The sequence below is a fragment of the Streptomyces sp. NBC_01006 genome (assembly GCF_045162725.1).
Taxonomy (GTDB): domain Bacteria; phylum Actinomycetota; class Actinomycetes; order Streptomycetales; family Streptomycetaceae; genus Streptomyces.
Window position 1 is genome coordinate 5788077 of record NZ_CP108700.1, and the last position, 26062, is coordinate 5814138.

Here is a 26062-nt window from a genome sequence, read left to right on the forward strand (position 1 = left end):
CCCCTGCCGCGCACCGCTCCCCGCCTCTTCCGGCGCCTTGAAGGAACCCCTCATCCGTGGCCCCGCCACGCCGTGATCTCAAGGAGTCGATCACCATGACCGCATCCACCGCAGCCCGCCGCGTCCGCCACTCCTCCACTGCCGACGCCGACCGCAAGAACGCCGCGGCCGCCCTCCAGCGCGCTCTCGACCGCCGGGACAACGGCGGCTCGACCGGCCACTGAGCACCCCCGGCCCTCGGTTGGGTTGGTCCACATGGTGGACGCGACATGACCGAGGGCTGGGACCGGGAGTACGGTTCCGACATGTCGACCAGCATCAATCTCGCAGTGATCCCCGGTGATGGCATCGGCCAGGAAGTCGTGGCTCAGGGCCTCAAGGTCCTTACCGCGGTCCTGCCCCAGGATGTGAAGCTGGAGACCAAGGAGTACGACCTCGGCGCCCAGCGCTGGCACCGCACCGGTGAGACCCTCCCGGACGCGGAGCTGGAGGCGCTGAGGCACCACGACGCGATCCTGCTGGGCGCCATCGGCGACCCGTCGGTCCCGTCCGGCGTGCTGGAGCGCGGCCTGCTGCTCAAGCTCCGCTTCGCCTTCGACCACTTCATCAACCTGCGCCCGTCGAAGCTCTTCCCCAACACGGCCACCCCGCTCGCCGGCCGTCCGGAGATCGACTTCGTCGTGGTCCGCGAGGGCACCGAGGGCCCGTACACCGGCAACGGCGGCAGCCTGCGCACCGGTACGCCCGCCGAGGTGGCCACCGAGGTCAGCATCAACACCGCGTACGGCGTGGAGCGCGTCGTGCGTGACGCGTACGAGCGGGCCAACGCCCGTCCGCGCAAGAAGCTGACGCTGGTCCACAAGAACAACGTCCTCGTGTACGCGGGCCACATGTGGAAGAACATCTTCGACAAGGTCGGCCAGGAGTACCCCGAGGTCACCACCGACTACCTGCACGTCGACGCCGCGACGATCTTCTTCGTCACGCAGCCCGAGCGCTTCGACGTCATCGTCACGGACAACCTCTTCGGTGACATCCTCACCGACCTGGCCGCCGCCGTGACCGGCGGGATCGGCCTCGCCGCCTCCGGGAACATCAACCCGACCGGCACCTTCCCGTCCATGTTCGAGCCGGTCCACGGCTCGGCCCCGGACATCGCCGGCACCGGCAAGGCCGACCCGACCGCGACGATCCTCTCGGTCGCCCTCCTGCTGCGCCACCTCGGCTACGAGGCCCAGGCCGTCCGCATCGAGGACGCCGTCTCCGCCGACCTCGCGGAGCGCGACGGGACCTTCCGCAGCACCGAGCAGATCGGCGACGCGCTCGCCGCCCGAGTAGCCGGCTGACCCGGCAGCTCCACCTCAGGAAGCCGCCGGGCCGCGCACAGACGCACCCGGCGGCTTTTCCTGTACGGCCCCGGGTGCCACCATCTCCCCTGGGCCGCATTCACTCCGTTTCACCCCGCTTCTCCGAAGGCACCTCGCGCGCGATAATCGAACGCGAGACCGCGGAATGCGGGGAAGCTCGGACGTCCTGGTACGCCGTGAGCGCGGTCCGCCCTACGAAACCGGTGAAGGACAAGCACTCATGACGACGCCCACGATCGAGCTCAAGCCCTCCTCGAACCCGCTGTCCGATGCGGAGCGCGAGGCGATCCTGGCCAGCCCCGGCTTCGGCCGCCACTTCACCGACCACATGGTGACGATCAAGTGGACCGAGGGCCGCGGCTGGCACGACGCCGAGCTGGTCCCGTACGCGCCGCTGTCGATGGACCCGGCGAACATGACCCTGCACTACGCGCAGACGATCTTCGAGGGCCTCAAGGCCTACCGCCAGCCCGACGGCACCGTCGCCAGCTTCCGCCCGCAGGCCAACGCCGAGCGCTTCCAGGCCTCCGCCCGCCGCATGGCGATGCCGGAGCTGCCGGCCGACCTCTTCATCGAGGCCTGCGACGCGCTCATCAAGCAGGACAGCGCCTGGGTGCCCTCCTCCGGCGAGGCCTCCCTGTACCTGCGGCCGTTCATGTTCGCGTCCGAGGTCGGCCTCGGCGTCCGCCCGGCCAACGAGTTCCTCTTCATCGTCATCGCCTCGCCCGCCGGCGCGTACTTCCCCGGTGGCGTCAAGCCCGTCTCCGTCTGGCTCTCCGAGGAGTACGTCCGCGCCGTCAAGGGCGGTACGGGCGCGGCCAAGACCGGCGGCAACTACGCGGCCTCCCTCGTCGCCCAGGCCCAGGCCGCCGAGCACGGCTGCGACCAGGTGGTCTGGCTCGACGCCGTCGAGCACCGCTGGATCGAGGAGATGGGGGGCATGAACCTGTACTTCGTGTACGGCGACCGGATCGTCACCCCGGAGCTGACCGGCTCGCTCCTGCCCGGCATCACCCGCGACTCCCTCCTCACCATCGCCCGAGACCTCGGCTACACCGCCGAGGAGGGACGTATCTCCACCGAGGACTGGAAGCGCGACAACGAGAACGGCACCCTGACCGAGGTGTTCGCCTGCGGCACCGCCGCGGTCATCACCCCGGTCGGCTCGGTCAAGTCCGAGCGCGCCAACTGGACCCAGGGCACCGGCGAGCCCGGCGAGGTCACCATGAAGCTCCGCAAGGCGCTGCTGGAGCTCCAGACCGGCCGCACCGCCGACACCCACGGCTGGATGCACCCGCTGGGCTAGTCCGCGGCGAGGCAGTCACGACGAGGTCCCGGCCGGGAGGCCGGGGCCTCGTCGTGTGTCCGGGGCCTGGTCCGCCGGGCGGTGCGGGCAGGGCGCCGCACCTGGCCGGGCCACCCGGCCGGAGGTACGCCGGGAGTGTTCCGCGGGTCGCCCGCCTCCGGCTCGGGGGCCCTTCCGGGGCAGGGCCCGCGGGCCTCGTCGCCCCGCCCGCCGCCCGGTGCGGGCGCGTGGGTACGGTCCGTGCGGAGATGCGGTGCACGTACCGGCGTGCGACGTTGATCGCGCCTGCCGATGCGGCGCCGGACACCGGCCCCGGGCGGCACGCTGCGCCCCCAGCGGCGTGAATCTCTCGTGCGCCGGCCGCCACGGCCGGCGGGAAGGCGGATCCCCATGAAGCGGTTCGTTGCCTCCGGCCTGCTCTGCGCGGCCGCGGTAATCGGCGCCTCGGCATGCTCCAGCGACGACGACACGACGCCGCAGGAGGCAGCCTCGTCGGCCAGCGCCGCGCTGTGCACCAACCTGGTCCAGTTGAAGTCGGACAACGCCGCGCTCAAGGCGCTGAATCCGGCCACGGCCACCAAGGACCAGCTGCAATCGGCGTACGACGCCGTCCAGGCCGACTGGAAGAAGGTCAAGGAGACCACCTCGGCACTGAAGTCGGCCGAGAAGGACGCCGTCACGATGGCCGCGGAGAACCTCAAGAGCGCCTACGAGGGCCTGCCAGGCGACACCACGGGCAAGGACGCGATCACCCAGCTCCAGCCGCAGATCCAGGCGCTGGACACCGCGGCCAACGAGGCGACCACCTCACTGAAGTGCCGTTAGCGCCCGGCGGAGGCGACGATGCGGGCCCCGGGGGGACGTCCTCCCGGGGCCCGCATCGTGTACCGCTCCCGGCGTCAGCCGTCAGCCGTCAGCCGTCAGTCGACGGCGACCGCCACCTTGCCCGCGGCATCACTCGCGCTGGCGGGTGCGGCCGCGCTCATGCTCGCGGTCCGCAGCGTGAGCGCCGTGTAGACCAGGCCGCCGGCCAGGCCGGACAGGACGAAGGAGCAGTCCACTCCGCCGGTCAGGGCGAGCAGCGGGCCCTCGTAGAAGGGGGTGGTCACGGCGAGCAGGCCGACTCCGGCGCCCACGGCCCAGGAGACGGTGGCGGCCACGTTCCAGCCGGCGCGGTACCAGTAGATCCCGCCCACCGAGCGGCGGTTGAAGACCTGGAGCGCGTCGGCGTCGTACTGCCCGCGGCAGCGGACGTAGCCGATCAGGGTGATCACGGCCCACGGGGTGCCGATCGCGGTGAGCAGCAGGACGAACGAGGTCATCGCGGACTGCACGTCCCACTCGAAGGAGCCGATGAAGACGAACGCGGTGGCCACGGCGGCGGCGACCAGCGTGGCCTTGGCGCGCGTGGCCTTGGGCACGATCGCGTCGAGGTCGAGGCCCATGGAGTAGAGCATCAGTCCGGCGTTGCCCACCGAGCCGGCCGCGGCGGCGGCGAGCAGCGGCAGCAGGTACCAGAACGGCGCGGCGTCGACGAGGGGCCCGGCGTAGTCGGTGCCGGCCTTGGCGGCGAGCGCGGTGTAGGTGCCGAACAGCTGCGGAATCAGCAGGCCGATCAGCAGGCCGAGGGCCGTGGACCAGAACACCTTGCGGGAGCCGTGCCTGCGGGGGGAGATGTAGCGGGTGTAGTCGCCGAGCAGGGTGATGAAGGCGACGGGCCCGCTCAGTCCGGCGGCGACGGCGGCGAGCAGCCAGGTCGGCCAGAAGGAGCCGAGCAGGTACGAGGTCTGCGGCGGGGCGGCGGTGGTGAAGTCGGGGGCGTAGGCGTAGAGGCCGATGGCGAGCAGGATCACCATGCCGATGGAGAGCACCTTGCTCATGCGCAGCAGCAGCCGGTAGCCGAAGACGGCCCCGACGACGGTACAGGCGGCCAGTACCCCGTACATCACGGCCCGCGAGACGCCGGTGTCCGGCAGCCCGGTGAGCCGGGACAGGACGCCGACCATGACGTCGCCGCCGATCCACAGGGTGAGGGCGGTGTAGCCGAGTGAGAGCAGCAGGCCGACGACCGAGCCGACGAGCCGGCCGCGGACGCCGAACTGGGCGCCGCTGGAGGTGGAGAGGTTGGTCGCCGTGCGCAGGGAGACCAGCGCCAGCGGCGCGGTGAAGGCGATGCCGACGAGCGTGCCGGTCACGATGGCGGTGACCGAGGGCCACAGACCCAGTCCGAAGGACGGGGGCAGCCAGCCGAACACGATCACGCCGAGGCAGAGATTGGAGCCGAGCAGGATCGAGATCAGGTCACGGGGACCGCTCGTCCGCTCCTCCTCGGGGATGGTGTCGACTCCGCGCTGTTCGATGGGCATGGGGGGACTCCCTTGGCAGGGCGGGGGGTGGTTCGCATATGTTTGAACGACACTCAATGTGACCTAACGCCTGGTCCCAGGTCAATGCTTCATTGCCGAGAAATGAAGAGTTAGAGTGATGCTCTAACCCATCGACTCAAAAGGTGGTGGATCGGCGTGCGGCTGACCCCTACGGAGCGCGACCGGCTGCTGCTGCGCAGCGCCGCGGAACTGGCCAGGGCCCGCAGGGCCCGCGGACTCAAGCTCAACGTCCCGGAGGCCACCGCGCTCATCGCGGACACGGTCTGCGAGGCCGCGCGCGACGGCAAGCGGCTCGCGGAGGCCATCGAGGAGGCCCGCAGCGTGCTGGGCCCGGCCGATGTGCTGCCGGGCGTCGCCGACGTGGTCACCGAGGTGCACGTGGAGGCCGTCTTCGACGACGGCTCCCGCCTCGCGGTGGTCTCGGCCCCGATCCGGGGCGCGGTGCCGCTCGGCGAGTACGCCCCGGGAGCGGTCGTACCCGGCCCGGGCGCCCCCCAGCCGGAGCCGGCGCTGCACCTGCACGTGCGCAACACGGCCTCCGTGCCGGTGAGCGTCACCTCCCACTTCCACTTCTTCGAGGCGAACCCCCGCCTCGACTTCGACCGCGCCGTGGCCTACGGCATGCGGCTGTGCGTGCCCGCCGGCTCGTCCGTACGGTTCGACCCGCACGGCGAGGCCGAGGTCGGCCTCGTCCCCATCGGCGGCGACCGCATCGCGATCGGCTTCGCCGGGCTGGTCGACGGCCCCCTGGACGCCCCGGGCGCCAAGGACGAGGCCCTGCGCCGCGCCGCGGCCTGCGGCTACCTGGGTACGGGGATGAGCGGCGCGGCGGACGACACGGCGGACGGAGACCAGCCGTGAGCAAGCAGACCAGGCACAGCGACCACTGTGCGCCGGGCAGCCGGCACATCGACCCCCACGAGTACGCCTCCGTCTTCGGCCCCCGCGCCGGAGACCGCGTCCGGCTCGGCGACTCCGGGCTCACCGTCCGGGTCGAGTACGACGCCCAGAAGCCCGGCGACGAGTTCCTGGCCGGCTTCGGCAAGACCGCCCGCGACGGACTGCACCTGAAGGCCGCCGCAGTCCGCGAGACCTGCGACGTCGTGATCAGCAACGTCCTGGTCATCGACGCCGTCCTCGGCATCCGCAAGGTGTCCATCGGCATCCGCGAGGGCCGGATCCACGCGATCGGCCGGGCCGGCAACCCGGACACCCTCGACGGGGTGGACGTCGTGGTCGGCACCGGCACGTCGATCGTCTCCGGCGAGGGCCTGATCGCCACCGCAGGCGCCGTCGACACCCACGTCCACCTGCTGTCCCCGCGGGTCATGGAGGCCTCGCTCGCCGCGGGCGTCACCACGATCATCGGCCAGGAGTTCGGCCCGGTCTGGGGCGTCGGCGTCAACTCCCCCTGGGCGCTGAAGCACGCGTTCAACGCCTTCGACGCCTGGCCCGTCAACATCGGCTTCCTCGCCCGCGGCTCCTCCTCGGACGCCGCCCCGCTGGTCGAGGCCCTGGCCGAGGGCGGCGCGTCCGGCTTCAAGGTCCACGAGGACATGGGCGCGCACACCCGCGCCCTGGACACCGCGCTGCGCGTGGCCGAGGAGCACGACGTCCAGGTCGCCCTGCACAGCGACGGCCTCAACGAGTGCCTCTCCGTCGAGGACACCCTGCGCGTCCTGGACGGGCGCACCATCCACGCCTTCCACATCGAGGGCTGCGGCGGCGGACACGTCCCCAACGTGCTCAAGATGGCCGGCGTGCCGAACGTCATCGGCTCCTCCACCAACCCCACCCTGCCCTTCGGCCGGGACGCGGTCGCCGAGCACTACGGCATGATCGTCTCCGTCCACGACCTCAAGCCGGACCTCCCCGGCGACGCCGCCATGGCCCGGGACCGCATCCGCGCGGGCACCATGGGCGCCGAGGACGTACTGCACGACCTGGGTGCGATCGGCATCACCTCCTCCGATGCCCAGGGCATGGGCCGCGCCGGCGAGACCATCCGCCGCACCTTCGCCATGGCCGCCAAGATGAAGGGCGAGCTCGGCCCGCTCGAAGGCGACGGCGAGGGCGACGACAACGCCCGCGTCCTGCGCTACATGGCCAAGCTGACCATCAACCCGGCCATCGCCCACGGCCTGGCACACGAGATCGGCTCCATCGAGGTCGGCAAGCTCGCCGACATCGTGCTGTGGCGCCCCCAGTTCTTCGGCGCCAAGCCCCAGCTGGTCCTCAAGTCCGGCTTCCCCGCGTACGGGGTCACCGGCGACCCCAACGCGGCCACCGACACCTGCGAACCGCTGGTCCTCGGCCCGCAGTTCGGCTCGTACGGCGCCACCCCCGCCGACATCTCCGTCGCCTTCGTCTCGGCCGCCGCGGCCGCCCTCGGCAGCGACGGGATGCCGACCCGCCGCCGCCGCGTCGCCGTCCGCGGCACCCGCGGCATCGGCCCCGGGAACCTCCTCCTCAACTCCCGGGTGGGCGCGGTCGATGTGGACGCGCGCAGCGGTCTCGTCACCCTCGACGGCGACCCGCTGCGCTCCGAAGCGGCCGACTCGGTCTCCCTCAACCGCCTGTACTTCTTGTAAATCCTTTAAGGACCGCTGCCATGACTGCAAAGCCCACGGACCACGGTTTCCGGATGCCCGCCGAGTGGACGCCCCACGAGCGCACCTGGATGGCCTGGCCGAGCCCCAACCCGACCTTCACCAACGAGCAGGAGCTCGCCGAGGCCCGCCGGGCCTGGGGCGCCGTCGCCCGCGCGGTGCGCGCGTACGAGCCCGTGACCCTGGTCGTCTCGCCCGGTGACGCCGAGAGCGCCCGCGCGGTCGTCGGCGACGACGTACAGCTGGTGGAGCGGGAGCTCGACGACGCCTGGATGCGCGACATCGGCCCGACCTTCGTCACCAACGAGGCCGGCGGGCTGGCCGCCGTGGACTGGACCTTCAACGGCTGGGGCGCCCAGGAGTGGGCCCGCTGGGAGCACGACTCCAAGGTCGCCCGGCACGTCTCGGACCTCGCCGGCACCCGTACGTACAGCACCCCGCTGGTCAACGAGGGCGGTGCGATCCACGTCGACGGCGAGGGCACCGTGCTCCTCACCGACACCGTGCAGCTGGGCGCCGGGCGCAACCCCGACTGGACCCGCCAGCAGGTCGAGGCGGAGATCCACGCCCACCTCGGCACCACCAAGGCGATCTGGCTGCCGTACGGCCTGGCCGGCGACTACGGCACCTACGGCACCCAGGGCCACGTGGACATCGTGGCCGCCTTCGCCCGCCCCGGCGTGGTGATGGTCCACACCCAGCCGGACCCCGCCCACCCGGACCACGAGCGCTGCAAGACCATCGCCGCCATCCTGCGCTCCTCCACGGACGCTCAGGGCCGGCGGCTGGAGGTCGTGGAGATCCCGGCGCCGACCGTGCTGGAGGAGGACGGGGAGTGGGTGGACTACTCCTACATCAACCACTACCTGTGCAACGGCGGCGTGGTGTTGTGCTCGTTCGACGACCCGCGCGACGAGGAGGCCGCCGAGATCTTCCGCGGCCTGTTCCCCGAGCGGACCGTGACACTGGTTGACGCACGTACGATTTTCGCCGGGGGTGGCGGTATCCACTGCATCACCCAGCAGCAGCCGAAGGTCTGACCTGCGGCGGATCGACGAAGGAGTGGCCCATGGCGGCGGGTGGAGTGCGTGCGGTACGGAAGAACGCGCCGCCGCGAGAGGACGTACTCGTCGCCGCCATGGCCACGATCGCCGAGCGCGGCCTGGAGGGCCTGACCATGGCCGGGCTGGGCCGCCAGGTCGGCATGAGCAGCGGCCACCTCCTCTACTACTTCGGCAGCAAGGACGAGCTCCTGCTGCAGACGCTGGAGTGGAGCGAGGCGGCCCTCGGGGCCAAGCGCCGGGCCCTGCTGGCCCGCCGCGGCCCGGCGCGCGAGCGGCTCCAGGCGTACGTGGACCTCTACGTGCCCGAGGAGGCCCGGGACCCCCACTGGACGCTGTGGCTGGAGGTCTGGAACCGCTCGCAGAACGCCGGCCCGCAGGAACGCGAGCGCCAGGCCGCCATCGAGGGCGCCTGGCACCGCGACCTGGTGGCCCTGCTCGCCGAGGGCATCTCGCGCGGGGAGTTCCGGCCCGTGGACCCGGACCGCTTCGGCGCCCGGCTGCGGGCGCTGCTCGACGGGTTCAGCATCCAGGTCGCCGTCGGCCTGCCCGGGATAGGGCGGGCGGACATCCTGGCCCACGTCTCGGAATTCCTTGACGAAGCTCTCGTATCGTGAGACGCGCTGCTCTTGCGGTGAGACGGTGTGACACACTGCGGACGTGCCTGCTCAGCTCATGATTATGGACAGCAGCGCGCCGGTCCGCAGTGGCCGCTGAACCGTGGAAGAACTTCGCGGAAGCGGCCACAGTGCCCCAGACCCGCGCGCAGACCTCTCGCACCCGCGAGGGGTCTTTTCGTTTCCCGGCGCCATTCCTGCCGGGAGCGGGCCGCGCGCGATGATGGGGGCAGTGGAGGCGGCCTGCCCTGGGGCGGGCATCCGGAACCACTCATCCGACAGGAGTCAGATCAGCATGACGACGACAGAGGCGGCAGGGCCGGCGGCGCAGGACCCCGCCGACGACACGGACAGCTTCCACGTCTTCGACACCACCCTGCGCGACGGCGCCCAGCGTGAGGGCATCAACCTCACCGTCGCCGACAAGCTGGCGATCGCCCGGCACCTGGACGACTTCGGAGTGGGCTTCATCGAGGGCGGCTGGCCGGGCGCCAACCCCCGCGACACCGAGTTCTTCGCCCGCGCCCGCGCCGAGATCGACTTCAAGCACGCGAAGCTGGTCGCCTTCGGCGCGACCCGCCGGGCGGGCGGTTCGGCCGCCCAGGACCCGCAGGTCCGGGCCCTGCTGGAGTCGGGTGCCCCCGTGATCACCCTGGTCGCCAAGTCCCACGACCGGCACGTCGAGCTCGCCCTGCGCACCACGCTCGAAGAGAACCTGGAGATGGTCCGCGACACCGTCTCCCACCTGGTCGCCCAGGGCCGCCGCGTCTTCGTCGACTGCGAGCACTTCTTCGACGGGTACCGGGCCAACGCCGAGTACGCGAAGTCGGTCGTACGCACCGCCCACGAGGCCGGCGCCGACGTGGTCATCCTCTGCGACACCAACGGCGGCATGCTGCCGGCCCAGGTGACCGCGGTCGTCGCGACCGTCCTCGCCGACACCGGCGCCCGCCTGGGCATCCACGCCCAGGACGACACCGGCTGCGCCGTCGCCAACACCCTGGCCGCCGTCGACGCGGGCGCCACGCACGTCCAGTGCACCGCGAACGGCTACGGCGAGCGCGTCGGCAACGCCAACCTCTTCCCGGTCGTCGCCGCGCTGGAGATCAAGTACGGGCGGCGCGTCCTCCCGGAGGGCGCCCTCGCCGAGATGACCCGCATCTCGCACGCCATCGCCGAGGTCGTCAACCTGACGCCCTCCACGCACCAGCCGTACGTCGGCGTCTCGGCCTTCGCGCACAAGGCGGGCCTGCACGCCTCGGCCATCAAGGTCGACCCGGACCTCTACCAGCACATCGACCCCGAGCGGGTCGGCAACACCATGCGGATGCTGGTCTCCGACATGGCCGGCCGCGCCTCCATCGAGCTCAAGGGCAAGGAGCTCGGCGTCGACCTCGGAGGGGACCGCGCCCTGGTCTCCCGGGTCGTCGAGCGGGTCAAGGAGCGGGAGCTCTCGGGCTACACGTACGAGGCCGCCGACGCCTCCTTCGAGCTGCTGCTGCGCGCCGAGGTCGAGGGCCGCGCCCGCAAGTACTTCCGTACGGAGTCCTGGCGGGCCATCGTCGAGGACCGCCCCGACGGCACCCACGCCAACGAGGCCACGGTCAAACTGTGGGCCAAGGGCGAGCGGATCGTCGCCACGGCGGAGGGCAACGGCCCGGTCAACGCCCTGGACCGGGCGCTGCGGGTGGCCCTGGAGCGCTTCTACCCCCAGCTGACCAAGTTCGAGCTGGTCGACTACAAGGTCCGCATCCTGGAAGGCAAGCACGGCACGGAGTCCACGACCCGCGTCCTGATCGCCACGACGGACGGCATCCGTGAGTGGTCCACGGTGGGCGTCGCCCAGAACGTGATCGCCGCGTCCTGGCAGGCCCTGGAGGACGCCTTCACCTACGGCCTCCTGCACGCGGGTGTCGAACCCGCCGAGTAGCAGCACGCCGGCCCCACCGCCCAGACCGCCCCTGCCCTCGTGGTGGGGGCGGTGTGGTTTATGTCCAGCTCACACAGGAAAGTGGCGGTTCCGGTAGCGTCGGGGGTATGAGGACCAGGCTGATATCCGTACGTCCCGGTCGGCTGCTGGCCGCTCTGCTGCTGGCCCTGTCCGCGACCGCCCTCGTGGCCGCCCCGCAGGCATCGGCGGCCACCGGACCCGCCGCCGTGGCGGAGGCCCTCAAGCAGGGCCCGGTGTACGTGGACCCCCGCGCCGAGGCGCAGCTGCCGAAGGCACAGGCGGACGCGCTCGCGAAGAAGATCAAGGACGCCGGGAAGCCGGTCTTCGTCGCCGTGCTGCCGGCCGGCTCCGAGTTCCCCGCCGACAGCGTGCTGCGTACGGTCCGCGCCGAGACCGGTATCACCGGGCTCTACGCGATCCGGCTCGGCGACGGCTTCAACGCGGGCGCCGACCGGGCGGTCATGCCCCCCAATGCCGTCCGCAATCTGACGGACGCGGTGAAGGCCGGCGGGGCCGTGGACGCGGGCACCGAGATCAACAACTTCGTCGACCAGGCGCTGACGCAGGTCAAGGGCAAGGCTCCGGCCTCCTGGGGCGACACCGGGGCCGACGGCGGAAGCCCGGTCGGCGGGCTGGTCGCGCTCGGCGCGGTGGCCGTGATCGGCGGCGGCGGTGCGTACGCGCTGGTGCGGCGCAACCGCAAGAAGAAGGAAGAGGCGGAGCGCGAGGCGATCGAGAAGCTGCGCGTGGTCGTGGACGAGGACATCACGGCCTTCGGCGAGGAGCTCGACCGGCTGGATTTCCACCCCGGTGAGCCCGGAGCGGACGACGCCATGCGGGGGGACTACGAACAGGGCCTCGACTCGTACGAGAAGGCCAAGGACATCATGGCCTCGGTCCAGCACCCCGATGAGGTCAAGGGCGTCACCCAGGCCCTGGAGGACGGCCGGTTCGCGCTGGCCAGCCTCGATGCCCGCCGTCAGGGCCGGCCGCTGCCCGAGCGCCGCTCCCCCTGCTTCTTCGACCCGCGGCACGGGCCGAGCACGCAGGACGCCGAGTGGTCGCCGGCCGGCGGGGCGGCGCGTACCGTCCCCGTGTGCGCGGCGGACGCCGTCCGGCTGAGCGAGGGCAAGGACCCGATGGTCCGTACGGTCGACACCGAGTACGGGCCGCGCCCGTACTACGACGCGGGCCCGGCGTACGGGCCCTGGGCGGGCGGATACTTCGGCGGCGGCATTCTGCCCGGCCTGCTCGTGGGCACGATGCTCGGTTCGATGATGTCGAGCCCCGCCTACGCCTCCGACATGGGCGGCTACGACGGCGGGGACTACTCCGGAGCCGACTTCAACTCCTCCGACTTCGGGGGAGGGGACTTCGGCGGCGGTGGTGGGTTCGACGGCGGCGGCGGGTTCGACGGTGGGGGCGGCTTCTAGCCACCGCCCCCGGGACCCGGCGGCGTCAGGCGGTTCAGGCCTGCTTGATGGCCGAGATGTCGAAGGTCAGCTTCACCTTGTCGCTGACCATGACTCCGCCGGCCTCCAGCGCGGCGTTCCAGGTCAGGCCCCAGTCGGAGCGCAGGATCTCGGCGGAGCCCTCGAAGCCGACGCGCTCGTTGCCGTAGACGTCGGTGGCCGAACCGTTGAACTCCAGGTCGATGGAGAGCGGGCGGGTTACCTCCTTGATCGTCAGCTCGCCGGTGATGCGGTACGCGTCGCCGCCGAGCTGGGCCGCCCGGGTGGAGCGGAAGGTCATCAGCGGGAAGGCCTCGGCGTCGAAGAAGTCGCCGCTGCGCAGGTGGCCGTCGCGGTCGGCGATGCCGGTGTCCACGGAGGCGATCTTCACCTCGATGGAGGCGGCGGAGCGGGCCGGGTCGCTTCCGTCGAGCTGCAGGGTGCCGGAGTAGTCGGTGAAGCTGCCGCGGACGTTGGTCACCATGGCGTGGCGGACCGTGAAGCCGATGCTGCTGTGGGCGGCGTCGATCACATAGTCGCCGGTGAGGGCCGCGAGGGCCGGGTCCACGTCGATCGTGGCGACGGTGGCGGCGCCCTCCTGGATGTTCCCGGTCTGGCTGCGGCGGTTGAAGAGACCCATGACGTGCTCCCTGGTGCGGTCGTGCCCGATGTTGGTTGAACTTTCAACGAGGATGACGCTAGACCTATTCCGTTCAAATTTCAACATCTAGGTGGGGCGTGTCGCCGTTTTGTCGAACTTCCACAAAGGAGAGGGGCCTCGCCTGGTGGTGTCCGCGCATCACGTGGCGGTTCTGTCCGGGCCGGACAGCGGAACACTTCCGAGACTGTGTGGAATCAACGGAGGTTTTTCATCGACCGCTTCGTAAGGTCGATACATGACCGTTGTGGACCAGACTCCGAGCGAGCCGACGGACGCCCGCGGGCGCGTGGCCGAGCTGCACTCCCTGCGCGAGCAGGCGCGGCGTGGACCCAGTGACCGGGCGACCGAGGCGCAGCACGCCAAGGGCAAGCTGACCGCGCGCGAGCGCATCGCGCTGCTGCTCGACGAGGGTTCCTTCAAGGAGGTCGAACAGCTGCGCCGCCACCGTGCGACCGGCTTCGGCCTCGAAAGCAAGAAGCCGTACACCGACGGTGTCATCACCGGCTGGGGCACGGTCGAGGGCCGCACGGTCTTCGTCTACGCGCACGACTTCCGCATCTTCGGCGGCGCCCTGGGCGAGGCCCACGCCACGAAGATCCACAAGATCATGGACATGGCCATCGCGGCCGGTGCCCCGCTGGTCTCCCTGAACGACGGCGCCGGCGCCCGTATCCAGGAGGGCGTCTCCGCGCTCGCCGGCTACGGCGGCATCTTCCAGCGCAACACCAAGGCCTCGGGCGTCATCCCGCAGATCTCGGTCATGCTGGGCCCGTGCGCCGGCGGCGCCGCATACTCCCCGGCCCTGACGGACTTCGTGTTCATGGTCCGCGAGACCTCGCAGATGTTCATCACCGGCCCCGACGTCGTCCGCGCCGTCACCGGCGAGGAGATCTCCCAGAACGGCCTCGGCGGCGCCGACGTGCACGCCGAGACCTCCGGCGTCGCGCACTTCGCGTACGACGACGAGGAGACCTGCATCTCCGAGGTGCGCTACCTCATCTCGATGCTCCCCTCCAACAACCGGGAGAACCCCCCGGTCCACGAGACCTCCGACCCCGCCGACCGGCGCTCGGACGTCCTGCTGGACCTGGTCCCCGCGGACGGCAACCGCCCGTACGACATGCACAAGGTGATCGAGGAGCTCGTCGACGAAGGCGACTTCCTGGAGATCCACGAGCGCTGGGCCCGCAACATCATCTGCGCCCTGGCCCGGCTCGACGGCCAGGTCGTCGGCATCGTCGCCAACCAGCCCGCCCACCTCGCCGGCGTCCTCGACATCGAGGCCTCCGAGAAGTCCGCGCGCTTCGTCCAGATGTGCGACGCCTTCAACATCCCGATCATCACCCTGCTGGACGTCCCCGGCTTCCTGCCGGGCGTCGACCAGGAGCACGGCGGCATCATCCGCCACGGCGCCAAGCTGCTGTACGCGTACTGCAACGCCACCGTCCCGCGGATCTCGCTGATCCTGCGCAAGGCCTACGGCGGCGCGTACATCGTCATGGACTCGCAGTCCATCGGCGCGGACATCACGTACGCCTGGCCGACGAACGAGATCGCGGTCATGGGCGCCGAGGGCGCGGCCAACGTCATCTTCCGCAAGCAGATCGCGGAGGCCGAGGACCCCGAGGCGATGCGCGCGCGCATGGTCAAGGAGTACAAGGCCGAGCTGATGCACCCGTACTACGCGGCCGAGCGCGGTCTCGTCGACGACGTCATCGACCCGGCGGAGACCCGCGAAACCCTGATCAGCGCCCTGGCGATGCTCCGCAGCAAGCACGCCGACCTGCCGTCCCGCAAGCACGGCAACCCGCCGCAGTAGTAGCGAAGGAGACCTGCCACCCATGACCACCAAGTCCGCCGACACCCTGCTGCGCGTCGAAAAGGGCAACGCCGCCCCCGAGGAGCTGGCCGCGATCACCGCGATCCTGCTGGCCCGCGCCGCGTCCGCCCCCGAGGGCCGTCCGGTGCACCGCATCGGCTCCCAGGCCCGCTGGCGCCGCCTGGAGCGCACCCCCGGCTTCCGCGCCCCGCACAGCTGGCAGGGCTAGCCGCTACGGCTCTTCCGGGACAGACCGAAAAGGCCCCCCGCACTCCTCGGAGTGCGGGGGGCCTTTCGCGCGGGCCGTGGTGCCTACCGCAGGCGGGCCATGAGGGCGTGCTCGACCAGGGTGATGAGCGCGCTCTTGGCGTCCGCGCGGTGGCGGGCGTCGGTGGTGATGATCGGGGCGTCCGGGCCGATCTGCAGGGCCTCGCGGACTTCCTCCGGCGTGTACGGCTGGTGGCCGTCGAAGCCGTTGAGGGCGATGACGAACGGCAGGCCGCTGTTCTCGAAGTAGTCCACGGCCGGGAAGCAGTCCGCCAGGCGCCGCGTGTCGACGAGGACGACGGCACCGATGGCGCCGCGGACGAGGTCGTCCCACATGAACCAGAAGCGGTCCTGTCCGGGGGTTCCGAACAGGTACAGGATGAGGTCCTGGTCCAGGGTGATGCGGCCGAAGTCCATGGCGACCGTGGTGGTCGTCTTGTCCCCGGTGTGGGTCAGATCGTCGATGCCGGCCGACGCGGACGTCATCACGGCTTCGGTGCGCAGCGGGTTGATCTCGGAGACCGCGCCGACGAACGTGGTCTTGCCCACGCCGAAGCCGCCCGCCACCACGATCTTCGCGGAGGTGGTGGAGCGAGCCGCTCCGCCGTTAGAGCTTGCGAAGTCCACTGAGCACCCTTTCGAGCAGTGTCACATCTGGCTGGCCGCCGGCAGACTCGTCGCCGCCGGGCTGGTGAATGGCGACAAGGCCCGCCTCCGCCAGGTCGGCGACGAGGATGCGGGCGACACCAAGAGGAATGGAGAGAAGTGCCGAGATCTCCGCGACGGATTTGATCTCCTGGCACAGGCGGCAGATGCGCTGGTGCTCGGGCAACTGCCCTTGCAACCGCGCGGGGTCCGCCGTGGTACTGACCAGCGCCTCGATGGCGAGCTGGTAGCGCGGCCGGGTACGGCCGCCGGTCATCGCGTACGGGCGCACCAGCGGGTTGTGCGCCTTGGGGGCCTGCTGCTGCGGACCCCGGAGGGGCTGCTGCGAGGGCCGGTGGGGCGGCTGGGCCTGCTGGGGCTGACCGTACGGCTGCTGCTGGTAGGGATTGTGCTCCGGAACCGGCCGGCTGGGAGCGGAGGGGAAATTGAAGCGGTTCTGGTCGTGCTGCCCACCCTGCGGCTGCTGCGCGCCGCCATAAGGATGTCCTCCGGGTGTTGTCACGTCTCCTCCTCCGACTCCAAGAACGCAGTACTCCCTGTGGAACCGCGCCACCGCACCCTATGGTGCGATGACGCGAAACGCACTGCCTGTTTGCTAGTTGAGAAGACTTCCCTGCAGCTCCGAGCGCAGTTCCGGGGTGAGGACACTGCCTGCTCGGTCCACGAGGAGGGCCATCTCGTAGCCCACGAGGCCGATGTCGCACTCGGGGTGCGCGAGCACCGCGAGGGACGATCCATCGGACACGGACATGAGGAAAAGGAACCCGCGGTCCATCTCCACAACGGTCTGGTTGACGGCGCCACCCTCGAAGATGCGGGAGGCTCCAGCGGTCAGCGACGTCAGACCGGAGGCCACGGCCGCCAGCTGATCGGCGCGGTCGCGCGGGAATCCGTCGGACATCGCCAGAAGAAGGCCGTCGGCGGAGACCACCACCGTGTGGGACACCCCGGGGGTGTTGTCCACGAAGTTGGTGATCAACCAGTTCAGGTTCTGTGCCGCCTGGCTCATCGGGCTCACACTAACGCTCCTGGTCATAGCTGTTACTTGACTGCTCAGAACCCGCGCTGCGTCCCTGCTGGACACCGCGCCGCAGATTGCTCAACCTGCCGCGGACGTCCTCCGGTGCGCGGGAGACCTGGGGTCCGCCCTGCGGGGTCGTCTCCGCCGCGCCCTCGACCAGGTTGGCCTTGGGCACGCGCCGAGGGAGACCGGACGGGGTGATCCCGCCCGCCTTCGGCTCACGGAGTTTGGCGGCCTGCTGCCAGCGCTCGTCGTTGTTCGAGCGCCATGCCTCGCTGCCTTCCTCGTCCCGCTCCGGGGCGGCGGGCTGCTGCTGTCGCTGCGGCCGCTGCTCGAAGAGGGATCCGGTGGACTCCGCTTCCTTCTGTGCCGGCTGCCACTGCTGCTGGCTGCCGCGGCGCGGCAGGCCCGCTCCGGTCACTTCGTGGCCGGTGTCGGCAGCGGCGCCCGGACGGTCGAAGCCTACGCGGTCCGGGGCGGGTTCGGGAGCGGACGGGGGTTCCGATTCGGTCCCGTAGCCCTGCTGGTAGCCGCCGGAGTAGGTGTTCTGCTCGGGCCATTCTGCCTGCGGGGACGGGGCTGCGTAGCCACCGTCGTACGCCGGGGCATCCTGGCGACTATCCGGGTATCCGGCTTCCGGATAGCCGTAGTCCTGCTGCGGGTACGCCTCGTAGCCCTGCTGGGGCGCGTGGGCCTGCCGGGAGTCGTACGAGGTGTCGTAGCCCTGCTCGGGCTGCTGCTCGTACCCCTGATACGGCTGGTACCCGTGCTCCGGCTGGGGTTCCGCATACTCCTGCTCGGCGAACTCGCCCTGCTGCTCCTGCCCGTAGCCCACCTGGGCTTCGAGCGCGGCCCGGCGCTCCTGCTGGGCCAGGGAACGGCCGACCGGGTTCAGCCCGGTGCCGTCGCCCTGCTCGTCGGCGCCTCTGCCCTCGTAGCGGGAGTCGTCGAAGCCCAGCTCGGCGGCCGTACGCATCGGGACGGCCTGCTGGGCCGGCTGCTGCGGGATCATCGAGGACACGGTGAAGTCGTCGTCCGGGATCCCCTCGCCACCACCACCATGGGTGATCGCGTCGGGGAGCATGACCAGCGACGTGGTGCCGGCGGCCTCGCCCGAGGGGCGCAGCTGGACCCGGATGCTGTGGCGGTCCGCCAGCCGGCCGACCACGAACAGACCCATGCGCTGGGAGATCGCGGCGTCCACGGTCGGCGGGTTGGCCAGCTTGTGGTTGATGTCCGCGAAGTCCTCGGCGGTGAGGCCGATGCCCTTGTCGTGGATCTCGACCATCACGCGGCCGTCGGGCAGACGCGTGGCGTTGACGCGGACCTTGGTCTGCGGGGAGGAGAACGTGGTGGCGTTCTCCAGGAGCTCGGCGAGCAGGTGCACGAGGTCGGTCACGGCCTGGCCGTGGATCTCGGCCTCGGAGACGCCCGAGAGCTCGATGCGCTCGTACTGCTCCACCTCGGAGGAGGCGGCGCGCAGCACGTCGACGAGGGGGACCGGCTGGTCCCAGCGGCGGCCCGGTTCCTCACCCGCGAGGATGAGGAGGTTCTCGCCGTTGCGGCGCATACGGGTGGCCAGGTGGTCCAGGCGGAAGAGGTTCTCCAGCTGGTCCGGGTCGGCCTCGTTGTTCTCCAGGTCGGTGATGAGGGTCAGCTGGCCCTCGATCAGGGACTGGTTGCGTATGGAGAGGTTCGTGAAGATCGCGTTGACGTTCCCTCGCAGGAGCGCCTGCTCGGCGGCGAGCCGGACCGCTTCCCGGTGGACCTGGTCGAAGGCGCGGGCGACCTCGCCGATCTCGTCCTGGGAGTTGATCGGGATCGGCGCGACACGGGTGTCGACCTTGCCCGGGTCGGTGCGCGAGAGCTGGTCGACGAGCATCGGCAGGCGCTGCTCGGCGACGTCGAAGGCGGCGGAACGCAGCCGGCGCATCGAGTTGCTCATCTGGCGGGCCATCATCCCGGCCAGGATGAAGGCGGCGAGCAGGGCCACGACCACGATGGCGCCGGTCCAGATGGCGTCGTTGCGGGCCTCGTCGGAGACGGCGACGGAGTCGGTCACGGCCTTGTCGAGCAGGTTCTTCTCGACCTCGCCGTAGCCCTCGAACTTGGCGGAGGCCGCGGCCTGCCAGGCCTGGGGCGTGGTGCCGCCCGCGATGACCTTGTTCTTGCTCTCGCCGCTGGCGATCGCCTCGGTCATGCCGGTGAGCGCGGAGTTGTTCACGATCGGCGGCGCCTTGAAGGGGGTGCCTGCCTGCTCGGACGCCCGCTTGGCGGCCGCGAGCTTCTCGGCGCCCTCCTGCGACCGCCGGCCCATGACCTCCTTGAGGTGGTCCACGTCTTCCTCGGTACCGGCCGCGACGTACTCGCCGATGGCGATGTCCTCGAGGTAGGCGTAGGAGGAGAAGGCGACGAGCTGGGCCTTGCGGATGTCCTCGTTCTCGTTCGGGCGCACCAGCAGGTGGGTGCCGACCGAGCGCTGGAGCGAGTTCGCCGCCTTGGCGAGTTCGATCGCGTAGACCATGCGGCCGTAGCTGGTGACGTTGCCGGTGCCCAGGCCGAGTTCGTTGGAGAACGTCATGAGGTAGTGCTGGACCAGCACGTACCCCTCTTCGGTCGGGATCGGGCCGTTCGCGCTCGGCGGGTTCTTCTTCGCCGTCTCCTGGGAGGCGTACGCCGACTGCCGGACGGCCGCGAGCTTGGGCTCCTCCTGGCGGAAGAGCTCCAGGCGGCGCGCAAGACCCGAGTTCGAGGGGAGGTCCTTCGTGGCCTTGGCGAACTTCTCCTTGGCCGCGTCGGTTGCCGCGTAGACCTTCGCGACGGCCTCACTGTTCCGGTCGCCCTTGAGGAGCGGTTCGGCCGTGAGGTCGCGCTCGTTGAGGAGGGCCTGGCCGTATTCGGCCGCTGCCTGGACGATGCGGGCCGTCTTCTCGGCGTCCTTGGCCTCGTTCCAGCGGTCGACCGAGCCCTTCACCTGGAAGCCGCCCATCACCAGTCCGACGAGGACGGGGACGAGCAGGATGGCGTTCAGCTTGGTCGGCACGCGCCAGTTGCGCGGGGAGAACCTGCTGGTGCTGCCGCTCTTCGCCGGCGGGTCGACGGGTACGTCGACGGACGACGTACCCGCACGCTGCGGCGGGGTGAAGTTGCCACGCGCGGGTTCATCCGCGGGGCTTGAGTTGCTTCGCCTCACTCGACCAACAACCTTCCGGCGGTGCTACTAGCTAGTTAGTTGAATTCCAGCACGGTTAACGGCCCTGTTCCAAACAGTTGAAATCGGCCATTCCCAGAGCCTTATGTCACGCATAAAACGGACATAAAGAGCGAGCTGCGGCAAAAATGGAGCCAGTCGTGAGCGCAGCGGCACCGCCCGACCGCGCCCTGTGTCCAAGTGGCGGCAATTCACTGTCGAAACGTTATGAACCGAGAGGGCGGGCCGTGTCCTATGACACAGCCCGCCCTCTCACCTTGTGAAGAACCCGTGGTACTTGAGTGGTGCCCCTTGAGCCCCGTTGCCCGAGTCGTGTTACTTGAGTCGGGCCATGAGGGCGTGCTCGACGAGCGTGATGAGCGCGCTCTTGGCGTCCGCGCGGTGGCGGGCGTCGGTGGTGATGATCGGGGCGTCCGGGCCGATCTGCAGGGCTTCGCGGACTTCTTCGGGGGTGTAGGGCTGGTGTCCCTCGAAGCCGTTGAGGGCCACGACGAACGGCAGCCCGCTGTTCTCGAAGTAGTCGACCGCGGGGAAGCAGTCGGCGAGCCGGCGGGTGTCGACGAGCACGATGGCACCGATGGCGCCGCGGACGAGGTCGTCCCACATGAACCAGAAGCGGTCCTGTCCGGGGGTACCGAACAGGTACAGGATGAGGTCCTGGTCCAGGGTGATGCGGCCGAAGTCCATGGCGACCGTGGTGGTCGTCTTGTCCCCGGTGTGGGTCAGGTCGTCGATGCCGGCGGACGCGGACGTCATCACGGCTTCGGTGCGCAGCGGATTGATCTCCGAGACGGCCCCGACGAACGTGGTTTTGCCCACGCCGAACCCGCCCGCCACCACGATCTTCGCGGAGGTGGTGGAGCGGGCGGTTCCGCCGTTAGAGCTTGCGAAGTCCACTGAGCACCCTTTCGAGCAGCGTTACATCCGGCGTGCCGCCGGCCTCTCCATTGCCCGGCTGGTGGATGGCCACCATTCCGGCCTCGGCCAGGTCGGCGACGAGGATCCGGGCGACACCGAGCGGCATCGACAGCAGTGCGGAGACCTCCGCGACCGACTTGACCTCGCGGCACAGCGTGCAGATGCGCTGGTGCTCGGGAAGCAGGCCGGACAGGTGCATCGGATCGGCCGTGGTGCTGACCAGCGCCTCTATGGCGAGCTGGTAGCGGGGCCGGGTCCGGCCGCCGGTCATCGCGTACGGGCGAACGAGCGGCTGATCGCCTTCCGAGTACGAATCACCGTACGAATCGGAGTAGGCGGGGGGCGGGGTCATTGATCCTCCGGGCTGGACAGCAGTGGTCAGCGTGCCGTCTGACGGGGCGGCCGGTGGGGGGACGGTATGACGGCCTGACGGTGGTACTGGGTTCCGGGGCGGTCCCCCGGTCCCCCGGCCGGAAGTACCGTCCGGCCGGGAGATGTGGCGTCAGATGAGCAGGCTTCCCTGCAGCTCCGCGCGCAGGTCCGGGGTGAGGACGCTGCCGGCGCGGTCCACGAGGAGGGCCATCTCGTAGCCGACGAGGCCGATGTCGCACTCGGGGTGCGCGAGCACGGCCAGGGAGGATCCGTCCGAGACGGACATGAGGAAGAGGAATCCCCGGTCCATCTCGACCACGGTCTGGTTGACGGCGCCGCCCTCGAAGATGCGGGAGGCTCCTGCGGTCAGCGACGTCAGACCGGAGGCCACGGCCGCCAGCTGATCGGCGCGGTCCCGGGGGAAGCCTTCGGACATCGCCAGAAGGAGGCCGTCGGCGGAGACCACCACCGTGTGGGACACCCCGGGGGTGTTGTCCACGAAGTTGGTGATCAACCAGTTCAGGTTCTGTGCCGCCTGGCTCATCGAACTCAACTAACGCTCCTGCTGGTAAGTGGGGTCGATGTGGTAACTGCCGGTCGCCGGGCCGTTGTTGCCGGCCTGACGGCCCTGCTGGATACCCCGTCGGAGGTTGGTCAGACGGCCGCGGACGTCGTCCGGCGCTCGCGAGACCTGCGGGCCCGACTGTGCGTCGGACTGCTGCTGCGCGGTGCCGGCCACGAGGTTCGCCCGTGGTACTCGGCGGGGCAGCCCCGAGGTGGTGATGCCGCCGGCGGCGGGCTGGCGCACGCGCTCGGCCTGCCGCATCAGCTCGTCGTTCGGCGAGGACCGCCAGCTGACGGTCGGCGAGCTGCCGGTCGTCGCCTGGGCGGACTCGGCCGCGGGCTCCTGGCCGCGCTGCGGCAGCGGCTGCTGCAGGCGCTGCTGGGGAGCCGGAGCCGGGGCGGACTGCTGCGGCTGCTGGGGAACCGGCGCCTGACCGGAGGGCTGCGGGCCCTCCTGGTGGAACCAGTTCGACTCCAGCGTGTCGAAGATCGGGCTGCGCTCGTTGCCGGTGCTCGGGGCCGGCGGCAGTGCCTCCGGCTGGTGGGCCTGCGGCAGCTGCGGAGCCTGCGGCTGCTGGGGGGCGAATCCGCCGACACCGGGACCGCCGGGCCGCGGGGCCTGGAAGTCCGGACGGGCGAACTGGCCCGTGGTGGACGGATCCGCCGCACCGCGCGGCTGCGGGCGCTCGAACTGGCCGGTGGTGCTGTTGCCGGCCGGCGGGCGCGGGGCGTTGAAGTCCGGACGGGGGAACTCGGCCGTCGAACCGGGGCCCGAGAGCTCGTCGTGGCCGCGCGGGACCTCGTGGCCGCCGTGGCGCGCCTGGTCGGCGCCCCAGCTGGTGGTCTGCGGGATCCCGGCGGGGCCGCCGCCCGCACCCGGAAGCTCCGGACGCGCGGCGCCACCGCGCGGCGGCAGCTGCGGCCGGGCGCCGCGCGGAGCCGGGGCGGCGGGCGCCTGGGCCGAGGGGACCGGGCCGGTCGGGGCGGGCTGCTGCTGCGGGGGCTGCGGGCGCTCGAAGCCGTTGCCCTGCGGGAATCCGCCCTGGCCGGAGGCCGTGGGCGCGGGCATCGGACGGGAGCCGGGACCGCCGGCCGGACCGCGGCCCGGCAGTGGGGAACCGCCGCCGAACGCGCTGTCGCCGAAGCCGCCCTGGCCCTGGGAGGTCGGGGCGCCCGGCATGCCGGTCATACCCGCACCGCCCTGCGGACGCGCGCTCGGGCCGCCTTGCTGCGGACGTGCACCGGGACCGCCCTGCGGGCCCTGCTGACCGGGGGCGCCGTCGCGTCCCGGCAGCGCGGCACGCTGGCCGCCGCCGGAGACCTGGCCGCGCTGCTGGCCGGCGCCGACGGGCTGGCGTGCGCCGCCGCCCGGGACCGCACCCTGCGCGGAAGCACCCGGCATGCCCTGCGGAGCGCCGGAGCCCGGACCGCCGGGACCACCCGGACCGCCCTGGCCCGGCATCGGACCCGGCTTCTTGCCGCCCTGGGCGACGTCCACCGGCAGCATGACGAGGGCCGTCGTACCACCCGAGTCGGACGGGCGCAGCTGGATGCGGATGCCGTGTCGCAGGGACAGGCGGCCGACCACGAACAGGCCCATGCGGCGGGAGACGGAGACGTCCACGGTCGGCGGCGAGGCGAGCCGCTCGTTGATCGCGGCGAGGTCCTCGGGGGAGAGGCCGATGCCGGTGTCGTGGATCTCGACGAGCACGCGCCCGTCGGGCAGCGCGTGACCGGTGACCTTGACCTTGGTCTGCGGGGAGGAGAACGAGGTGGCGTTCTCCAGCAGCTCGGCGAGGAGGTGCACGAGGTCGTTGACGACGCGGCCGGCGACGTCGGTGCCGGGCACCGACGCGAGTTCGATGCGCTCGTACTGCTCCACCTCGGACGCGGCGGCACGGAGCACGTCGACGAGCGGGACGGGGCGGGTCCACCGGCGGCCCGGCTCCTCGCCCGCGAGGACGAGGAGGTTTTCGCCGTTACGGCGCATACGGGTCGCGAGGTGGTCGAGCTTGAAGAGCGAGGACAGCTGGTCCGGGTCGGCCTCGCGCGACTCCAGCTCGGAGATGAGCGAGAGCTGGCGCTGGATGAGGCCCTGCGAACGGCGCGAGAGGTTGGTGAACATCGCGTTGACGTTGCCCCGGAGGAGGGCCTGCTCGGCGGCGAGGCGGACGGCCTCGCGGTGCACGTCGTCGAAGGCCGCGGCCACCTGGCCGATCTCGTCGCGGGTGTGCAGGCCGACCGACTCCACGGACGTGTCCACGTCCTGCGGGTCCGACTCGGACAGCTGCTTGACGAGCTCCGGCAGTCGGTCCTGGGCGACCCGGGTCGCGGTGTCCTGCAGGCGGCGCAGCGAGCGGATCATCGACCGCGCCATGACGAAGGCACCGACGAGGGAGACGCCGAGGACGAGCAGGATCAGGGCACCGTTGATGATGGCGTCCTGCTGCGAGGAGTTCTTGAGCTCGCGGGCCTTCTGCTCCATGTCCTCGAGCAGGGTCAGCTCGATGACCTTCATGGCCTGGAGCTTGGTGTCGTCTGCGTCGTACCAGTCCATCCAGGACCGGTTCTTCTCCTTGCCGAACTGCCCCTGGGTGCTCAGGACGCGGCGCGCGTAGTGGTCGGCGGTGCCGATCTCCGTGTTGCCGTCGCCGAGCGCCGCGAGGAGTTCCTCGGGCTTGCCCTGGTAGACGAGTTCGAAGGTCTTCTTCGACTGGCTCTCGCCGCGGAGCGCGGAGAGGGCGTACAGGCGGTCGTTCTCGGTGAGCGTGCCCGCGCGCTCGCTGCTCTCGGGGAGCGAGGCGGCGATGACGGCGCGCTGGATCGAGGCGTACTCCTTGGCGGAGGAGAAGGCCGCCAGGGCACGCGTACGCTTGATCATCTCCGGGCTGGAGGTGGCCTGCGCCATGTCCTGGGAGAGCGAGAGCAGCGAGACGATCAGCGCGTTGTACTCGGTGACGGTCTGCTGGGCGCCGTTCTGGTACGCCTTCTTGCGGATTTCCTCGATGCCGGTGAGCTGGCGGCCGATCTGCAGGATGTTGTTGCGGATCGACTTGAGGGTCTCGTCCTTGTCCTCCGCACTGTCGACCTTGTCGGTCGCGGCCTGGAAGGCCTTGGCGGCGGCGTCGGTCTGGTCGCGTACGCCCGTGACGAGGCTGTTGGGCTTGCCCGACTTGTCGACCGACAGCGGACCCGCCGACTTGTCCCGCTCCTCCTGGAGCATGGCGGCCAGGTTGGTGGCCTGCCGGGTCATCGTCGTGAGCAGCTGCATGTGCTCCAGCTGGTCGATGTCGTTGAGCGAGTCGTTGATGCGGAAGCCACCGAGCGTGGTGGCGGCGACGACCGGCAGGGTCAGCAGCGACACGAGTCGCGTGCTGATGCGCCAGTTCTGCATGGCGAATCGCGAACCGGGCCCGCTCGGGGCCTTCGGTATCGCCACGTCCTTGCCGGCCGGCTCTTCGCTCTTCGTCTTGCCCCGGGGCTTGAGGCGCGCCTTCGCCTTCACCGCGTTCACCGTGGTGGAGGAGTCGGGGCCTGCGCCTTCGGCAGCCGGCCCGCGGTTCTGGGCGTGCTGGGGCGAGGAGCCACGGTCGGTCCCGCCGCGCGGCTCCTGCTCCGCCGCAGCGCTGCCATCCCTCTTGAATCGTCCCTGCACTAGCGTCGCAACCTCTGGACCAGGCGTCCCGCCGGGCGACCGGTGGGACGGTGTCGAGTCGTGGGGCATTTCGGCCCCATGGTGGTCGTCGGTGACCGGCGCGTCTCCCTCTCCTTGCCGCCGCGCGCGGCGCTGTGTCGCGCCACCTGCGCGCCGGCT

At 70.9% G+C, this 26062-nt stretch carries 22 protein-coding genes; 12 read left to right on the forward strand and 10 right to left on the reverse strand.

Features of this window, described 5'->3' with window-relative positions; translation table 11 throughout:
• The first annotated feature begins 95 nt into the window (after window positions 1–95).
• The 4 genes from OG509_RS26625 to OG509_RS26640 all read left to right on the forward strand — a co-directional run bounded on the left by OG509_RS26625 (window position 96) and on the right by OG509_RS26640 (window position 3498).
• Window positions 96–224, forward strand: a complete 129-nt coding sequence (locus OG509_RS26625) for a hypothetical protein (RefSeq protein WP_266625109.1) — start codon at window positions 96–98, stop codon at window positions 222–224.
• Between the two features lie 81 nt (window positions 225–305).
• The gene (locus OG509_RS26630; RefSeq protein WP_406185042.1) at window positions 306–1346 is read left to right on the forward strand and encodes a 3-isopropylmalate dehydrogenase; all 1041 of its coding nucleotides are present in this window, start codon (window positions 306–308) and stop codon (window positions 1344–1346) included.
• Between the two features lie 241 nt (window positions 1347–1587).
• A complete protein-coding gene (locus OG509_RS26635) occupies window positions 1588–2673 on the forward strand; it encodes a branched-chain amino acid aminotransferase (RefSeq protein WP_406185043.1) in 1086 nt (361 codons plus the stop codon).
• A gap of 390 nt (window positions 2674–3063) precedes the next feature.
• Window positions 3064–3498, forward strand: coding sequence for a hypothetical protein (locus OG509_RS26640; RefSeq protein WP_406185044.1), 435 nt, complete (start codon window positions 3064–3066; stop codon window positions 3496–3498).
• A 95-nt stretch (window positions 3499–3593) separates the two neighbouring features.
• Here the strand turns inward: OG509_RS26640 and OG509_RS26645 are convergent, their stop codons facing one another.
• A complete protein-coding gene (locus OG509_RS26645; protein WP_406185046.1) occupies window positions 3594–5039 on the reverse strand; it encodes a cytosine permease in 1446 nt (481 codons plus the stop codon).
• A gap of 156 nt (window positions 5040–5195) precedes the next feature.
• On the opposite strand from OG509_RS26645, the gene ureA reads away from it, so the two are divergent.
• The 6 genes from ureA (at window position 5196) to OG509_RS26675 (ending at window position 12731) form a co-directional block, all read left to right on the forward strand.
• The gene (ureA, locus tag OG509_RS26650) at window positions 5196–5921 is read left to right on the forward strand and encodes an urease subunit gamma (RefSeq protein WP_406185047.1); all 726 of its coding nucleotides are present in this window, start codon (window positions 5196–5198) and stop codon (window positions 5919–5921) included.
• Window positions 5918–7651 carry an urease subunit alpha gene (locus tag OG509_RS26655; RefSeq protein ID WP_406185048.1) on the forward strand — a complete coding sequence of 578 codons (1734 nt, stop codon included), beginning with the start codon at window positions 5918–5920 and terminating at the stop codon, window positions 7649–7651. Before ureA ends, OG509_RS26655 begins: the two co-directional genes overlap by 4 nt.
• A 20-nt stretch (window positions 7652–7671) precedes the next feature.
• Window positions 7672–8709: an agmatine/peptidylarginine deiminase gene (locus OG509_RS26660; protein WP_406185049.1), complete on the forward strand. Its 1038-nt coding sequence runs from the start codon at window positions 7672–7674 to the stop codon at window positions 8707–8709.
• A gap of 29 nt (window positions 8710–8738) precedes the next feature.
• A complete protein-coding gene (locus OG509_RS26665) occupies window positions 8739–9347 on the forward strand; it encodes a TetR/AcrR family transcriptional regulator (protein WP_030159070.1) in 609 nt (202 codons plus the stop codon).
• A gap of 295 nt (window positions 9348–9642) precedes the next feature.
• Window positions 9643–11277 carry a citramalate synthase gene (gene cimA / locus OG509_RS26670; RefSeq protein ID WP_406185051.1) on the forward strand — a complete coding sequence of 545 codons (1635 nt, stop codon included), beginning with the start codon at window positions 9643–9645 and terminating at the stop codon, window positions 11275–11277.
• A gap of 107 nt (window positions 11278–11384) precedes the next feature.
• On the forward strand, window positions 11385–12731 hold the full coding sequence (locus OG509_RS26675) for a hypothetical protein (protein WP_406185052.1): 1347 nt from the start codon (window positions 11385–11387) through the stop codon (window positions 12729–12731).
• Between the two features lie 34 nt (window positions 12732–12765).
• Here OG509_RS26675 and OG509_RS26680 read toward each other — a convergent pair whose 3' ends face one another.
• Complete coding sequence (locus tag OG509_RS26680; RefSeq protein WP_406185054.1) at window positions 12766–13389, reverse strand: YceI family protein; 624 nt, start codon at window positions 13387–13389, stop codon at window positions 12766–12768.
• A 256-nt stretch (window positions 13390–13645) separates the two neighbouring features.
• On the opposite strand from OG509_RS26680, the gene OG509_RS26685 reads away from it, so the two are divergent.
• Together OG509_RS26685 and OG509_RS26690 are read left to right on the forward strand one after the other, a co-directional pair.
• Complete coding sequence (locus OG509_RS26685; protein WP_266663402.1) at window positions 13646–15229, forward strand: acyl-CoA carboxylase subunit beta; 1584 nt, start codon at window positions 13646–13648, stop codon at window positions 15227–15229.
• Window positions 15230–15251: 22 nt separating this feature from the next.
• The gene (locus OG509_RS26690; RefSeq protein WP_030159060.1) at window positions 15252–15458 is read left to right on the forward strand and encodes an acyl-CoA carboxylase subunit epsilon; all 207 of its coding nucleotides are present in this window, start codon (window positions 15252–15254) and stop codon (window positions 15456–15458) included.
• A gap of 83 nt (window positions 15459–15541) precedes the next feature.
• Here the strand turns inward: OG509_RS26690 and OG509_RS26695 are convergent, their stop codons facing one another.
• The 8 genes from OG509_RS26695 to OG509_RS26730 all read right to left on the reverse strand — a co-directional run bounded on the left by OG509_RS26695 (window position 15542) and on the right by OG509_RS26730 (window position 25903).
• Window positions 15542–16123, reverse strand: coding sequence for an ATP/GTP-binding protein (locus OG509_RS26695; protein WP_037792108.1), 582 nt, complete (start codon window positions 16121–16123; stop codon window positions 15542–15544).
• Window positions 16104–16664 carry a DUF742 domain-containing protein gene (locus tag OG509_RS26700; RefSeq protein ID WP_385581306.1) on the reverse strand — a complete coding sequence of 187 codons (561 nt, stop codon included), beginning with the start codon at window positions 16662–16664 and terminating at the stop codon, window positions 16104–16106. The genes OG509_RS26695 and OG509_RS26700 overlap by 20 nt, the downstream gene beginning before the upstream one ends.
• Before the next feature lie 93 nt (window positions 16665–16757).
• Window positions 16758–17171, reverse strand: coding sequence for a roadblock/LC7 domain-containing protein (locus OG509_RS26705; protein WP_008739857.1), 414 nt, complete (start codon window positions 17169–17171; stop codon window positions 16758–16760).
• Window positions 17172–17181: 10 nt separating this feature from the next.
• A complete protein-coding gene (locus OG509_RS26710) occupies window positions 17182–20376 on the reverse strand; it encodes a nitrate- and nitrite sensing domain-containing protein (RefSeq protein ID WP_406185057.1) in 3195 nt (1064 codons plus the stop codon).
• Window positions 20377–20709: 333 nt separating this feature from the next.
• A complete protein-coding gene (locus tag OG509_RS26715) occupies window positions 20710–21291 on the reverse strand; it encodes an ATP/GTP-binding protein (RefSeq protein ID WP_048475966.1) in 582 nt (193 codons plus the stop codon).
• On the reverse strand, window positions 21272–21664 hold the full coding sequence (locus tag OG509_RS26720; protein ID WP_030859942.1) for a DUF742 domain-containing protein: 393 nt from the start codon (window positions 21662–21664) through the stop codon (window positions 21272–21274). Before OG509_RS26720 ends, OG509_RS26715 begins: the two co-directional genes overlap by 20 nt.
• Before the next feature lie 150 nt (window positions 21665–21814).
• On the reverse strand, window positions 21815–22228 hold the full coding sequence (locus OG509_RS26725; protein ID WP_008739864.1) for a roadblock/LC7 domain-containing protein: 414 nt from the start codon (window positions 22226–22228) through the stop codon (window positions 21815–21817).
• 9 nt (window positions 22229–22237) lie between these two features.
• Window positions 22238–25903 carry a nitrate- and nitrite sensing domain-containing protein gene (locus OG509_RS26730; protein WP_406185059.1) on the reverse strand — a complete coding sequence of 1222 codons (3666 nt, stop codon included), beginning with the start codon at window positions 25901–25903 and terminating at the stop codon, window positions 22238–22240.
• Window positions 25904–26062 lie beyond the last annotated feature (159 nt).

Bases quoted from the DNA above. Each gene is read 5' to 3' on its own strand.
- OG509_RS26685 (WP_266663402.1), top strand. From the start codon at position 13,646: ATGACCGTTGTGGACCAGACTCCGAGCGAGCCGACGGACGCCCGCGGG.
- OG509_RS26660 (WP_406185049.1), top strand. From the start codon at position 7,672: ATGACTGCAAAGCCCACGGACCACGGTTTCCGGATGCCCGCCGAGTGG.
- OG509_RS26630 (WP_406185042.1), top strand. From the start codon at position 306: ATGTCGACCAGCATCAATCTCGCAGTGATCCCCGGTGATGGCATCGGC.
- OG509_RS26625 (WP_266625109.1), top strand. From the start codon at position 96: ATGACCGCATCCACCGCAGCCCGCCGCGTCCGCCACTCCTCCACTGCC.
- OG509_RS26725 (WP_008739864.1), bottom strand. From the start codon at position 22,228: ATGAGCCAGGCGGCACAGAACCTGAACTGGTTGATCACCAACTTCGTG.
- OG509_RS26680 (WP_406185054.1), bottom strand. From the start codon at position 13,389: ATGGGTCTCTTCAACCGCCGCAGCCAGACCGGGAACATCCAGGAGGGC.
- OG509_RS26690 (WP_030159060.1), top strand. From the start codon at position 15,252: ATGACCACCAAGTCCGCCGACACCCTGCTGCGCGTCGAAAAGGGCAAC.
- OG509_RS26720 (WP_030859942.1), bottom strand. From the start codon at position 21,664: ATGACCCCGCCCCCCGCCTACTCCGATTCGTACGGTGATTCGTACTCG.
- OG509_RS26635 (WP_406185043.1), top strand. From the start codon at position 1,588: ATGACGACGCCCACGATCGAGCTCAAGCCCTCCTCGAACCCGCTGTCC.
- OG509_RS26705 (WP_008739857.1), bottom strand. From the start codon at position 17,171: ATGAGCCAGGCGGCACAGAACCTGAACTGGTTGATCACCAACTTCGTG.
- OG509_RS26645 (WP_406185046.1), bottom strand. From the start codon at position 5,039: ATGCCCATCGAACAGCGCGGAGTCGACACCATCCCCGAGGAGGAGCGG.
- cimA (WP_406185051.1), top strand. From the start codon at position 9,643: ATGACGACGACAGAGGCGGCAGGGCCGGCGGCGCAGGACCCCGCCGAC.
- OG509_RS26665 (WP_030159070.1), top strand. From the start codon at position 8,739: ATGGCGGCGGGTGGAGTGCGTGCGGTACGGAAGAACGCGCCGCCGCGA.
- OG509_RS26675 (WP_406185052.1), top strand. From the start codon at position 11,385: ATGAGGACCAGGCTGATATCCGTACGTCCCGGTCGGCTGCTGGCCGCT.
- OG509_RS26640 (WP_406185044.1), top strand. From the start codon at position 3,064: ATGAAGCGGTTCGTTGCCTCCGGCCTGCTCTGCGCGGCCGCGGTAATC.